We start from the raw sequence: 12388 nt of genomic DNA, 5'->3' as shown, positions 1-12388 counted from the left end.
TAGAAACATTCAGGTCGTGACGCAGATGATAAATAAAACGAACGGAAAAGGGCAAACAAACGAGGATGGGGTTACTTTAATCGAGGTCCTGGCTGTTGTCGTGATTCTGGGTATTATAGCAGCGGTTGCTGTCCTGGTGATTGGAGATGTCATACAAAAGGCAAGAACACAGGCATTCGTTTCTAATGCTTACATCATGCGCAATGCAGGTACGGTCTATTACAAAAATAAAGAGTTCAATAAGGAACCGGTTAGCGACATAGTAACGTATAAGGAACTCGTTGTCTCTGGTTTTTTAGATGTAATCATTGATCCGGACACAGGTGATAAATGGGAGTTAGAAAGTTCTGATTCCTATGTAGCCTTCAAAGATGGAAAAGCCGTATCTATTTGTTTAATTGGAATTGAACGGAAATTGTGCGGCAAAAAGCAAAATGATGGATATATGCCTTTACCTTTAAGTCAAATTCAAGAAGAATATGTAGAGGATAGGGATTACTAGAAATTTGGCGAAACCTTTTTGGACAAGACGACAAGAGTCTTGTTCTTTTTTTTTTGCAGAATGATAAGATGAACAAAAACGCGGAGGCAACGGAATGGATAAGCCAACCCGGGAACGAACGATCATTGTAAATATTAATGGCGAAAAAAAACAATACAAATGGATTCCAAGTGAAGATCCTGACACACTGGATACCATTCAAGAAATCGCCAGTACGATTGAAGAGGAGCAGCAGCCTCCCCTTTGGATAATACCCGATGATAAATCGGTAGAAAAAAAAGAGCCAAAGGAAAAGCCACCTTCGAAAATAATGGCTTCTATTAAATATGCTCAACTGAATAAATTACGTATACTTGCAACAGGAATTCCAATCCTTGTTGCCCTTGTCATAGGGACGATATTTGGAGTCGTCATTTTAAAAATCGTTCTAGTTGGGGGAACAGAGGAGGTCGTAAAAGTACAGGATTCTACTCCAGTGGTTGGTTCTGAAACAGTGCCTGATGGGAAAAAAAAGATTGATAAAGAGTTGAATGCTTTCGTCGTACAAGGAGGAGTATATTCAAGTAAACAGGCAGCTGAACAACGTGTTACTCTTATTGAAGACGATGGGATACCAACGATTATATTTGAACAGGAAGATAAATACTTCATTTATATAGGGACAGCAACTACTCTTGAAGAGACTAAAAAATTGGCTCTTCTATATAAAGACGAAGGCATCGAAACGTATTGGAAAGAAATACGTTTTCAGGGGGAAACGAAAAAAGCTTATTCTGGCAAAGAAACAAAAATAATCCAAAATATGATTGATAATATGGGTCTATATACTAAATTTGTATCAGAGTCGCTATTACATAGTGAAACAAGTGGAAAGCTAGATATTAAATCTATTAAAATGGAGACTATACCGAAAGAATTACAAAATTTGCATAATTTAAGTGAAAGTATGAATAAAACATGGTCAGTCTATCAATCTAAACCGGAAGAATCAGTTTTAATGCAGCTTCAAAAGTGTATACTTCAATTTCTTAATGAATGGTATAAATTATAATGTATTTTCCGGGAAATAATTAATACAATTTGTGTTCTGCAGAGTGCCTGAAAATAGAGGTGCTCTTTTTTATTTGCTTTTAAAGTAATCCGGAATTGAGAATGGTGTCGTATTCTGTTAGGATGAATATGTATCTCCCTATCTATATATAATTCTTATGGCAGGTGGCGAAATGGATTTAATCTTGGCTTCTTCTTCCCCAAGAAGAAAAGAATTGCTTGCAATGCTGAATATACCTTTTCAGGTGAAAGTAAGTAACGCAGATGAAACCTATCAGGATGGAATGGAACCCCATGAAATAGTGATGGAATTAGCACGCATAAAATCAACTGTTGTCGCTGAAACTAACCGTGATTCCGTTGTGATAGGTGCAGATACGATCGTAGTAATGAATGGTGATATTCTGGGTAAACCGAAAGATAAAGACGAAGCAATTTCCATGCTGACTCGTTTATCTGGTCGTGTTCATCATGTTTATACAGGAGTCGCCATTTTAAGAGGGCAAGATTCTATCTTGTTTTATGAGAAAACAGATGTTGAATTCTGGCCGTTAAAAAAAGAAGAAATTGAACAATATGTATTGACCGGAGAACCGTTTGACAAAGCGGGATCCTACGGAATACAGGGATTTGGTTCCTTGCTGGTGAAGCGAATAGAAGGTGATTACTTCTCAGTTGTAGGGCTCCCGGTTTCCAGACTTAAGAGGGAACTTGAAAAATTATTACATCCTTAAGAACAACCTCGCTCCGTCAGTGGAATGGAGGATATGGATGGATACAACGCAAATCATGATAAGAGACTATCCAAAGGATGACCGCCCAAGAGAGCGATTTATCCAATTTGGACCGGAAAGTTTGTCAAACCAAGAGTTACTGGCACTGCTTTTAAGAACTGGAACAAAAGAAGATTCAGTAATGAACCTTGCCAATCAACTTTTGGCTAAGTTTGGCGGTTTAAGGCTTTTAAAAGAGTCAAGTATTGAAGAAATGACCAGCATTAAAGGTATTGGGGAAGCAAAAGCTGTGCAGCTTGCTGCAGCAATGGAGTTAGGCAGAAGAATCAGTAATTTGACGAATGAAGAACGGTATGTGATACGTTCGCCGGAGGACTGTGCTAATTATTGTATGAATGATATGCGTTTCTTATCGCAGGAACATTTTGTTTGTATTTATTTGAATACGAAAAACCAAATACTCCATAAACAAACCGTCTTTATCGGCAGTTTAAACGCCTCTATCGTCCATCCTCGTGAAGTCTTCAAAGAAGCTCTCCGCAGATCTGCAGCATCTATCATATGTCTGCATAACCATCCTTCAGGAGACCCCACTCCAAGTCGAGAAGATATTGAAGTAACAAAACGTTTGGCTGAATGTGGAAAAATTATGGGAATAGAACTTTTGGATCATTTGGTTATCGGAGAGAAAAAATATGTCAGTCTTAAAGAAAAAGGATATTTATAATACTATGAATTCATTTGAGGATAAGCTATAATATTACGTATGCTTTTTATAGTATTGTTTTTCATCACATTGCCGAAGAAATTTAACTATTTGACATGAAAAATAAAAATAAAAAACTCGTACCTAATATGGAATATGTTTCAGAAAGGGAGATATTAAAAGATGCTGGGAAATAGAGATTTAGGAATTGATTTAGGAACTGCCAATACACTAGTTTATGTAAAAGGGAAAGGCATTGTTTTACGTGAGCCTTCCGTTGTTGCATTTCAAACTGATACAAAATCAATTGTTGCTGTAGGAAATGATGCGAAAAACATGATCGGTCGTACACCTGGTAACGTAGTGGCACTTCGCCCTATGAAAGACGGCGTAATTGCTGATTATGATACGACTGCAACAATGATGAAGTATTATATGAAACAAGCGTTGAAGAATCAAGGTTGGTTTGCTCGTAAACCATATGTAATGGTATGTGTTCCATCCGGAATAACAGCTGTTGAAGAGAGAGCTGTAGTTGATGCAACAAGACAAGCTGGTGCACGTGACGCTTATACGATAGAAGAACCGTTTGCAGCGGCAATCGGGGCAAACTTACCTGTTTGGGAACCTACAGGCAGCATGGTTGTTGATATCGGTGGCGGTACAACAGAAGTGGCAATTATCTCACTTGGCGGAATCGTGACAAGCCAGTCTATTCGCATCGCAGGGGACGAAATGGATGAAGCAATCATTAACTTTATCCGCAAGAACTACAATCTGATGATTGGAGACAGAACATCTGAAGCTATTAAGCTTGAAATTGGTTCTGCTGGAGATCCTGAAGATATTGAAAACATGGAGATTCGCGGTCGTGACTTATTAACAGGTCTTCCGAAAACGATTGAAATCACGCCAGGGGAAATTGCGAAGGCTTTGCATGATACAGTTTATGCGATTGTAGATGCGGTTAAAAATACACTTGAAAAGACTCCGCCGGAACTTGCTGCTGATATCATGGATCGCGGTATCGTATTAACAGGCGGTGGCGCATTATTGCGTAACCTGGATAAAGTAATCAGTGAAGAGACTAAAATGCCTGTTCTTATTGCTGAAAATCCATTGGATTGTGTAGCGATTGGTACTGGTAAGGCTCTTGATCATATCCATCTGTTCAAGTCAAAAGTTAAAGATTCAAGATAAAAATAGAACGCACAAATCCTGAAAGAGGATAATAATGACAGAGGAGCAAGGAAATGCCACAATTTTTCTTAAACAAAAAATTGATTATCTTGCTGATTAGCATCATCTTTCTGGTGGCTTTGATTGGGTTCTCACTTCGGGAAAGGGATGAATTGAGCTGGCCTGAGCAGTTTATGAAGGACTCTGCCGGCTTGGTTCAAACTATTTTCCATAAGCCCGCTTCTGCTGTAGCGGGCTTTTTTGAGAATCTTTCAGATTTAAGGAATACATATGAAGAAAATAAGAACCTTAAATCACGCCTGGAAGAATATGTGAAGCTGGAAACAGAAATATATGATTTGAAAAAAGAAAATGAAGAATTGAGTAATATACTGAAGAAAAAAGAAGATTTAAGTGATCATACAGTTGCTCACTCTACTGTCATTGGCAGAGGTCCGGAAAGATGGCATGAAACATTAACTGTCAGTAAAGGCAGTGTAAATGGAATTGAAAAAAATATGGCTGTTATCACAGCAGAAGGATTGATTGGAAAGGTTAAAAGCGTTTCTCAATTTACATCTACCGTGCAATTGATGACTGCTCTTGATCCGCAAAATCGTATTTCTGCAAAAGTACAAGGTAAAAAGCCATCATATGGCTTTATTCAGGGATATGATGAAGATAAGCAAGCCTTATTATTAACAGGTCTCCATTATGATGCTAAAATTAAAAAAGGTGAAAATGTGACAACATCCGGGCTTGGCGGTGTCTTTCCAGAAGGGTTAGTCATCGGTAAAGTAGAGGAAGTCATCATTGATCAATACGGATTGACACAAACTGCCTTGATTAAACCAGCAGCGAATTTCTATGATCTAAATAATGTAATGATTGTAAAACGCACCATGACTACTGTAGATACTGATAGCAATGAGGGGGATGACCTGTGATAAGGGTTAAAATCTTCCTTTTAGCTATCCTTGTTTTTATATCCGAGGGAATCTTTGTTGAAATCTTTTCGGCTAAATTATATACAATGCCTTACATATTGGTGCCAAGGTTTATTATTATCTTTTTGGTGTTTTTAGGCGTCTATGGAAAGAGAGATCTGGGAATCCTATATGCTTTTTTTATGGGAATCTTCTATGATGTCGTATATACAGAAGTACTGGGCGTATATTTGTTCACTTTGCCTTTAGTGGTGTACTTATCAAGTCAATTAATGAAAGTACTGCAACATAATCTGGGAATTGTTTCAACTGTATGTTTGCTTGCTATATCTGTTTTAGAAATTATCGTCTATGAGGTGAATACTTTAATTGGCTATACTTCATTGACGTTTATAGAATTTGCACATATGAGATTGCTGCCTACCTTAATTTTGAATCTGATATTTCTGATCCTATTCGCTTTTGTATTATCTAAATGGATCAAGAGATGGACTATTGAAGAAGATAATTAAACCGTATTTGATTATTTAAAAAAGGAATTGTCAGCGCTCGTGTCGAATTAAATTGCATTGAGGTGAGCACGACGTCATGGGAAAGAAAAATGTTCAGCATGTTATGATCAAAGGAAGTAAACAAGGTTTAACGATTGTTATTGATGACCATTCATCCATATCTGATGCAATGAAAGATTTGGATGAAAAATTATCAATTCATAATTCAACTATTGAGTCAACATCGAGTATTCATGTTACAATACATACCGGTAATCGATATTTGACGGATGAACAGGCGCAGACGCTTGTAGATTTAGTAGAAAAAAAGGGATATATGAGTGTAAAAAATGTTGAATCCAATGTTATTTTACTTGAAGAATCTAAAAGGTTGGCTGAAGAAGTCGCTGTGACGAAAATAGTTAGGGTTGTCCGTTCTGGTCAAATTATGGAAGTGAAGGGTGACTTGCTTTTAATAGGAGACGTAAATCCTGGTGCTACCGTAAGAGCCGGCGGTAATATTTTTATTATGGGAACGTTGCGGGGGAAGGCTCAGGCAGGTATATATGGCAATAAGGAATGCGTTGTATCTGCATCTGTATTTAAGCCTTCCCAAATCGTTATAGGCGATGTTTTATATAACTCTTTTGATTATAATGAGCATGATGACCACCAAATGGAATGTGCTTATTTAAATCAATCTGGTGAGATGATTTTTGATAGATTACAAGTTTTATGTAAAGTGAGACCTAATTTATCCTTATTTGAGGAGGGCGTATAGCCATGGGAGAGGCCATAGTAATAACATCCGGTAAAGGTGGGGTAGGGAAAACGACAACTACTGCCAATGTCGGAACTGCCTTAGCGTTATTGGGGAAAAGAGTCTGTCTGGTTGATACAGATATTGGGTTGAGAAATCTGGATGTGGTAATGGGTCTTGAAAATCGTATTATTTACGATTTGGTAGATGTGATTGATGGCAGATGTAAAATCCATCAGGCTCTTGTGAAAGATAAACGTTTTGATGATCGTTTATATTTAATGCCTGCAGCACAGACAGCGGATAAAACATCTGTTAATCCAAAGCAGGTTAAACAGCTAATTGATACTTTAAAACAGGATTTCGATTATATTATCATTGATTGTCCGGCTGGTATCGAACAGGGTTATCAAAATGCCGTGGCCGGCGCTGATAAGGCGATTGTTGTAACGACACCGGAAACATCAGCTGTCAGAGATGCGGATCGGATTATTGGCTTGTTGGAGAAAGAACCTAATGTTGAACCTCCAAAGTTAGTTATAAATCGTATTCGTAACCATATGCTAAAAATGGGCGATATGCTTGATATTGATGAAATAACGACTCATCTTTCCATCGATTTAATTGGAATTGTAGTAGATGATGATGATGTGATAAAAGGATCGAACCAGGGAGAGCCGATCGTTTTTGATCCAAATAACAGAGCATCTATTGCCTACCGAGACATTGCCCGTCGTATTTTGGGTGAATCTATACCACTTAAACCGCTTGAAGATGAAAAAACTGGAATGTTCACGCGAATTAAAAAATTATTTGGCGTTAAGTAAATCTGGAAGGACCTCTAATCTTACTTTAGTTTAGAGGTCCTTTTTCCGTGTTTTCATGGCATAGCTTGGTCCAGTCATACATATCTTTTAGAAAAGTGCTGTATGGAGAGGTGAAAACATGGGCAGCCGAAATAGCTCAGAAGTCCGCAAACGCATTGCCGAGAGAAGGAAAAACCGGGTAAGAGTGAGTAAGGTTCACAAGGAGAATGAAAGATCATCCTGGCCGGTAGTGGAAGATGAGAAAGAATGGGGAGCTGAAAATGTCTTCGTATACGAAGAGGGAATCAATCAGCATGCAAGGCCGCCTTTTATAAACAAAGATTGGATCTTATTCCGCATACTCGCATCCGTCTGTCTGGTTTTATGCATGGCCATTATCTATCGGACATCCGCTCCGTGGACTGATAAGGCGAGAACCACCCTGGAAAATGTCTATCAACAGGAATTTCAATTTGCTACAGTATCTAACTGGTTTGAGGATACAATTGGTAAACCATTTGCTTTTTTACCTGAAGATTCACATAAGGGAGCCAATAATCAACCTACTGATGATCAGTTTGCAGCACCGGCCACAGGCACAATCATGCAAAGCTTTGTCAAGGATGGACAGGGGGTCTTAATTAAGACATCTAACAGTACCTCGGTCGATACGATTAAAGAGGGTGTTGTCATCTATGCAGGGGAAAAGGAGACTCACGGAAAAACAGTTATTGTCCAGCATCCAGATAAAAGTGAATCTTGGTATGCTCGCCTTCAGGAAATAAATGTGAGTCTTTATGAGGAGATAAAGAAGGGAACAAAAGTTGGGAGAGTATCGCCGTCGGCTGAGCCTGATAAGGGGGAATTTTACTTTGCATTAAAAGCTAATGGAAAGTTTATTGACCCTAATGAGGTGATTTCATTTGAATAACATATGGCCTGTGCTCATGAAAATACGTGTACATTCTTTAACATGGGCTTTGCTTGCTTTAGGTGTGCTAACAGCCAGGTTTACCGAATTGCTTTTAATGTTTTTAATCGTGTTATGTCATGAGCTGGGTCATGCATTTGCCGCGCAGCTATTCGGCTGGAGAATAAAATCCGTAACCCTTTTGCCTTTTGGCGGAGAGTTGGAGACGGATGAGCATGGAAACCGTCCTTGGCGGGAGGAACTGATTGTCCTGGCTTCTGGTCCGCTGCAGCATGTCTGGATTCTGGGATTGACCTATTTTTTCTATGCGAATGGCCTTATTTCAGAGTATATTTATACCAGTTTAATTTTGTACAATTTTATTGTACTCTTTATCAATTTAGCCCCTATTTGGCCTCTTGATGGAGGAAAAGCATTGTTTGTTTTATTAAGTAAGCGACTGCCCTTTCTGCATGCACACCGCCTGATCATCATAATATCTGGGATCAGTCTTATCATTGCTTTGATTGGATTGGTTATTGTTAATCCGCTTAACCTGAATTGGTGGATGGTATTTGGTTTCCTTATCTTTTCACTTTGGAAGGAATGGAAACATCGTCAATTTGTATTTATGCGCTTTTTAATGGAACGGCACTATGGGAATAATTTGGATATACGTGAGATATCACGCCTTGAAGCGGAAAAAGATATGAAGATTTACAAAATAATGGAAGACTTTCGCAGGGACAATAAGCATATTATTATCGTAAAACACAAGGATGAAGAAGTAGGGAAACTCGATGAATCTGAATTATTGCATGCTTGTTTTACAACAAAACTAGCTCATCGGCCGATTGGAGAACTTTTGTATCCTTATTGACGCTCCTCTCCTGACTCGTTAAAGTAAGATTAATGAGCAAACGAGAGGATTTTTCTTATGGATAAAATAGTACTTGATTATAAAGGAATGGAGCGACGTCTCGGATTATTCCAAAATGATAAGCTGATGAGGATTCATATCGAAAGAGAAGGACAGGGTCCTTTTGCTGGTAATGTTTACAACGGAATTGTTCGTGAAATTGTACCCGGTATGAATGCAGCCTTTGTGGATATAGGGTTTGATAAAAATGCCTATTTACCATTTGAAGAGACTCCGCAATATCATTTAGATCCCCAGGCAAAAGTGTTTGTAAAGCAGGGAGAAAAACTGCTTGTACGCATCCTTCGAGACTCAGAAGGGGCAAAAGGAGCTAAAATTAGTGCTTTAATTGAAATTTCGTCCGCGGAAATGGTTTACATAAAGGGAGAACATTTTGTGCGTACATCTAAAAAGGCCGATAAGAAGACTGTTCAAAAGTGGAAACGTATAACGGCCAAGCATTTGCAGAAAGATGAAGGGGTTATTGTGCGTACCAAATTTCTTGATGTGGGTGAAGAAGAGTTTATTGCCAAACTCGTTGAGTTGCGTGAACGATATGAAAACTTGCAGAAAAAAGCATCTAAAAGCAAAGCGCCGGTGCTGATAAGTGATCAAAATCGTATCCTGAGTTTAGTGGAAAGTTGGTCAAATGATTCAAGTGGTGAATTATGGACCAACTCCATTGAAGGTGTGCAGTTGGTTCGCTCTGTTTTACCTGAAAACTGGCGACTGCATTTTCAAAAAGATAAGATGAATCTTTTCGATTCACTTGGAATTGAGGGAGAAATAGAAAAGGCAGTTAAGAAAGTGATTTGGCTTCCGAATGGCTCCTATCTACTCTTTGAAAAGACAGAAGCTATGCATGTAATCGATGTGAATACCGGTAAGTTCATTGGGAAGCATGATTTGAATAAAACCATTCTCGATACGAATCTACTCGCTGCTACAGAGCTTGGAAGACAAATCATTCTGCGCAATTTATCCGGAATTATCGTGATTGATTTTATTAATATGAAATCTACTGCTGCCCGGAATCAAGTGCAGGCCGCAATGGAGGATGCCTTGAAGAATGACCCGTTACGTTCTGTAGTGGTTGGATTTACAGAGCTAGGGCTTATGCAAATCACACGTAAAAAAGAAGGACCGGACTTATATGAAATCTTGCTGGAAGACTGTTTGGAGTGCAGAGGAACCGGGTTAATACAAAACCGCCTGGGATCCATATATGAATTGGAACGGCAGTTGGAGACATTAAAATACAGTATGGATCATTCTGTGTGGATTGTAGCTGCTTCCTCTTTTTATGATTATCTGTATATGCATATCCATGAACTGAAGGCGCATATCATGCCATACAGCAAAAATATCTTGGTGACAGCAGGCGATGTGACTGGGACCAATCTATTTGAAATTCGAGCCTTGGGAAATCAGGAAGATCTCGAAAATCGCATTAAACGAACAGAGGAAAATAATAAACCCAAGCCCATCATCCGTCTATTATCAAATCTAGATTGACAATGTTTGTCTGAGTATGATAATATTCTTATGTTATGTTTGTAGCACCGCATGCTACAACCGCTCATGTCAGGTAGTAAGTCCATTTAAGGCGCCTGTCGTTGGCGAGTCTTAGACAATTAAGGAGGTGCAGGTATGTACGCAATTATTGAAACTGGTGGAAAGCAAGTGAAAGTAGAAGAAGGTCAAACAATCTACGTTGAGAAAGTGAACGTTGAAGAAGGTGGCATCGTTACTTTCGATAAAGTTCTTTTTGTAGGTGGAGAAGATGTGAAAGTTGGAAGCCCTGTTGTTGAAGGCGCTACTGTAACAGGTAAAGTTGAAAAACACGGCAAACAAAAGAAAATCATCGTTTTCAAATACAAAGCGAAAAAGAACAACCGTAAAAAACAAGGTCACCGTCAGCCTTATACAAAAGTAACAATCGAAAAGATTAGCTTCTAAGGCGACGCGTATGATTAAAGTGAAGGTAGTGCGAACTGGTGAACGAATATCTTCGTTCAGTATATCAGGACACGCCGATTTTGCACAAAAAGGTCAGGATATCGTTTGTGCGGGGGTATCTGCAGTAGCCTTTGGTTCTGTGAATGCCGTGATGAGTTTAACTACTGTTAAGCCCAGCATTAAACAGGCAGGTAAAGATGGCGGTTTCCTTGAAGTCCATTTTCCGGAAACGGAGAGCGATGACAAGGTCCAATTATTGCTTGAAGGCATGCTTGTTTCCTTACAAACGATTGAACGTGACTATGGTAAATACATGAAAATTATTATTAGCTAACAGGAGGTGGAATACATGTTAAGATTGGATCTTCAGTTCTTCGCTTCCAAAAAGGGAGTAGGTTCCACAAAGAACGGTCGTGACTCCATTTCTAAACGTCTTGGCGCTAAACGTGCTGATGGACAATTCGTAAGTGGTGGTTCTATCCTTTACCGTCAACGTGGTACTAAAATCTATCCAGGTTTGAATGTTGGCCGTGGCGGAGATGACACTCTTTTCGCTAAAATTGATGGAGTTGTTAAATTTGAGCGTTTGGGTCGTGACAAGAAACAAGTCAGCGTATACCCAGTAGCACAAGAAGCTTAATAAGTAACAGTCAAAAGAAGCTCTAACCTTGGTGGTTGGAGTTTTCTTTTTTAGATATGAGTTTTATGGTTAATGCCATTATACTTCCGTATTTACCCCAAAGTTATTTACTGCTGGCGCGAATATATTCCTCTCCTGAAATTCCGTTAAATTTGTTATACTGTAAAAGATGATTTGCGAATTCATTCAGGACCTCATTATTCCAATCCGACAGGAGAATGTATGAAGATGGAAACAAAATGGACGACTGTAGAATTACTGAGGCATGTACGTCATGATTGGTTAAATAAAATACAGCTGATTAAAGGAAATATGGCATTAGGTAAAATGGATAGAGTTTCGAATCTTATGGATGAAATCGTTGTAGAAGCACAGCAGGAAGCGAAAATTTCAAACATGAAAATGCCATTGCTGGCTGAACTTTTATTGACAGGTAATTGGCTTCATTACTCGTTTGATATTACATATGAAATGATGGATGATCTAAAAGGTTATCCGGAATACGATGAATTGATAACTAATTGGATGAAGACCCTTTTCAATGAAGTGAATCAGCGAATGGATACATTTGATATTCTTCATTTAACGATACTGATCAGCAAAACGGACGAGGCTCCATTAAAGATTGGTTTTGATTTTCAGGGACAGGTAAATAATAAAGAAGAACTGATAAATATTCTACAGATAAAAGAACCTCTAAAAATTTCGGGAATTACAGAGGATATTAATTCTTTTTATTTTGAAATAACGGTAAGATAACAATCAAAGAGTTGTAAAAGCAGAAA

At 38.6% G+C, this 12388-nt stretch carries 16 protein-coding genes and 1 other annotated feature; all 16 genes read left to right on the top strand.

Translation table 11 applies throughout. The annotated features are described in order from the left end of the window. Positions 1-25: 25 nt before the first annotated feature. Positions 26-502 (top strand): type II secretion system protein, encoded by a 477-nt coding sequence (locus AC4G3L_RS05670; RefSeq protein WP_491075996.1) that lies wholly within the window; start codon positions 26-28, stop codon positions 500-502. Between the two features lie 94 nt (positions 503-596). After that, the gene (locus AC4G3L_RS05665; RefSeq protein ID WP_491075995.1) at positions 597-1553 is read left to right on the top strand and encodes a hypothetical protein; all 957 of its coding nucleotides are present in this window, start codon (positions 597-599) and stop codon (positions 1551-1553) included. Between the two features lie 172 nt (positions 1554-1725). Continuing rightward, positions 1726-2286: a Maf family protein gene (locus tag AC4G3L_RS05660; RefSeq protein ID WP_491075994.1), complete on the top strand. Its 561-nt coding sequence runs from the start codon at positions 1726-1728 to the stop codon at positions 2284-2286. Positions 2287-2323: 37 nt separating this feature from the next. Beyond that, positions 2324-3013 carry a RadC family protein gene (radC, locus tag AC4G3L_RS05655; RefSeq protein ID WP_491075993.1) on the top strand — a complete coding sequence of 230 codons (690 nt, stop codon included), beginning with the start codon at positions 2324-2326 and terminating at the stop codon, positions 3011-3013. 162 nt (positions 3014-3175) lie between these two features. Then, positions 3176-4192 carry a rod shape-determining protein gene (locus AC4G3L_RS05650; protein WP_491075992.1) on the top strand — a complete coding sequence of 339 codons (1017 nt, stop codon included), beginning with the start codon at positions 3176-3178 and terminating at the stop codon, positions 4190-4192. 53 nt (positions 4193-4245) lie between these two features. Next, entirely contained in the window at positions 4246-5118 is an 873-nt protein-coding gene (mreC, locus tag AC4G3L_RS05645; protein ID WP_491075991.1) for a rod shape-determining protein MreC, read from the top strand. Further along, positions 5115-5630, top strand: a complete 516-nt coding sequence (gene mreD, locus AC4G3L_RS05640; protein ID WP_491075990.1) for a rod shape-determining protein MreD — start codon at positions 5115-5117, stop codon at positions 5628-5630. Before mreC ends, mreD begins: the two co-directional genes overlap by 4 nt. A gap of 76 nt (positions 5631-5706) precedes the next feature. Then, complete coding sequence (minC, locus tag AC4G3L_RS05635; RefSeq protein WP_491075989.1) at positions 5707-6390, top strand: septum site-determining protein MinC; 684 nt, start codon at positions 5707-5709, stop codon at positions 6388-6390. Between the two features lie 2 nt (positions 6391-6392). Then, positions 6393-7196, top strand: coding sequence for a septum site-determining protein MinD (gene minD / locus AC4G3L_RS05630; RefSeq protein WP_491075988.1), 804 nt, complete (start codon positions 6393-6395; stop codon positions 7194-7196). A gap of 118 nt (positions 7197-7314) precedes the next feature. Then, the gene (locus AC4G3L_RS05625) at positions 7315-8106 is read left to right on the top strand and encodes a peptidoglycan DD-metalloendopeptidase family protein (protein ID WP_491075987.1); all 792 of its coding nucleotides are present in this window, start codon (positions 7315-7317) and stop codon (positions 8104-8106) included. Beyond that, entirely contained in the window at positions 8099-8965 is an 867-nt protein-coding gene (locus tag AC4G3L_RS05620) for a M50 family metallopeptidase (RefSeq protein WP_491075986.1), read from the top strand. The genes AC4G3L_RS05625 and AC4G3L_RS05620 overlap by 8 nt, the downstream gene beginning before the upstream one ends. A gap of 57 nt (positions 8966-9022) precedes the next feature. Beyond that, positions 9023-10519 carry a ribonuclease E/G gene (locus tag AC4G3L_RS05615; protein ID WP_491075985.1) on the top strand — a complete coding sequence of 499 codons (1497 nt, stop codon included), beginning with the start codon at positions 9023-9025 and terminating at the stop codon, positions 10517-10519. Between the two features lie 48 nt (positions 10520-10567). Continuing rightward, positions 10568-10641: a sequence feature (ribosomal protein L21 leader region), on the top strand. Between the two features lie 13 nt (positions 10642-10654). After that, a complete protein-coding gene (gene rplU / locus AC4G3L_RS05610) occupies positions 10655-10963 on the top strand; it encodes a 50S ribosomal protein L21 (protein ID WP_491075984.1) in 309 nt (102 codons plus the stop codon). Between the two features lie 10 nt (positions 10964-10973). Next, positions 10974-11297: a ribosomal-processing cysteine protease Prp gene (locus AC4G3L_RS05605; protein ID WP_491075983.1), complete on the top strand. Its 324-nt coding sequence runs from the start codon at positions 10974-10976 to the stop codon at positions 11295-11297. Between the two features lie 15 nt (positions 11298-11312). Further along, the gene (gene rpmA, locus AC4G3L_RS05600; RefSeq protein WP_066105513.1) at positions 11313-11603 is read left to right on the top strand and encodes a 50S ribosomal protein L27; all 291 of its coding nucleotides are present in this window, start codon (positions 11313-11315) and stop codon (positions 11601-11603) included. 228 nt (positions 11604-11831) lie between these two features. After that, positions 11832-12362 (top strand): Spo0B C-terminal domain-containing protein, encoded by a 531-nt coding sequence (locus AC4G3L_RS05595; RefSeq protein WP_491075982.1) that lies wholly within the window; start codon positions 11832-11834, stop codon positions 12360-12362. Positions 12363-12388: the final 26 nt, after the last annotated feature.

This window comes from Bacillus sp. z33 (genome assembly GCF_058313615.1).
This window is presented reverse-complemented; position numbering and strand designations above follow the sequence as displayed.

Excerpts from the sequence above, each read along its gene's own strand:
- AC4G3L_RS05670 (WP_491075996.1), top strand. The coding sequence starts at position 26 with ATGATAAATAAAACGAACGGAAAAGGGCAAACAAACGAGGATGGGGTT.
- AC4G3L_RS05665 (WP_491075995.1), top strand. The coding sequence starts at position 597 with ATGGATAAGCCAACCCGGGAACGAACGATCATTGTAAATATTAATGGC.
- AC4G3L_RS05660 (WP_491075994.1), top strand. The coding sequence starts at position 1,726 with ATGGATTTAATCTTGGCTTCTTCTTCCCCAAGAAGAAAAGAATTGCTT.
- radC (WP_491075993.1), top strand. The coding sequence starts at position 2,324 with ATGGATACAACGCAAATCATGATAAGAGACTATCCAAAGGATGACCGC.
- AC4G3L_RS05650 (WP_491075992.1), top strand. The coding sequence starts at position 3,176 with ATGCTGGGAAATAGAGATTTAGGAATTGATTTAGGAACTGCCAATACA.
- mreC (WP_491075991.1), top strand. The coding sequence starts at position 4,246 with ATGCCACAATTTTTCTTAAACAAAAAATTGATTATCTTGCTGATTAGC.
- minC (WP_491075989.1), top strand. The coding sequence starts at position 5,707 with ATGGGAAAGAAAAATGTTCAGCATGTTATGATCAAAGGAAGTAAACAA.
- minD (WP_491075988.1), top strand. The coding sequence starts at position 6,393 with ATGGGAGAGGCCATAGTAATAACATCCGGTAAAGGTGGGGTAGGGAAA.
- AC4G3L_RS05625 (WP_491075987.1), top strand. The coding sequence starts at position 7,315 with ATGGGCAGCCGAAATAGCTCAGAAGTCCGCAAACGCATTGCCGAGAGA.
- AC4G3L_RS05615 (WP_491075985.1), top strand. The coding sequence starts at position 9,023 with ATGGATAAAATAGTACTTGATTATAAAGGAATGGAGCGACGTCTCGGA.
- rplU (WP_491075984.1), top strand. The coding sequence starts at position 10,655 with ATGTACGCAATTATTGAAACTGGTGGAAAGCAAGTGAAAGTAGAAGAA.
- AC4G3L_RS05605 (WP_491075983.1), top strand. The coding sequence starts at position 10,974 with ATGATTAAAGTGAAGGTAGTGCGAACTGGTGAACGAATATCTTCGTTC.
- rpmA (WP_066105513.1), top strand. The coding sequence starts at position 11,313 with ATGTTAAGATTGGATCTTCAGTTCTTCGCTTCCAAAAAGGGAGTAGGT.
- AC4G3L_RS05595 (WP_491075982.1), top strand. The coding sequence starts at position 11,832 with ATGGAAACAAAATGGACGACTGTAGAATTACTGAGGCATGTACGTCAT.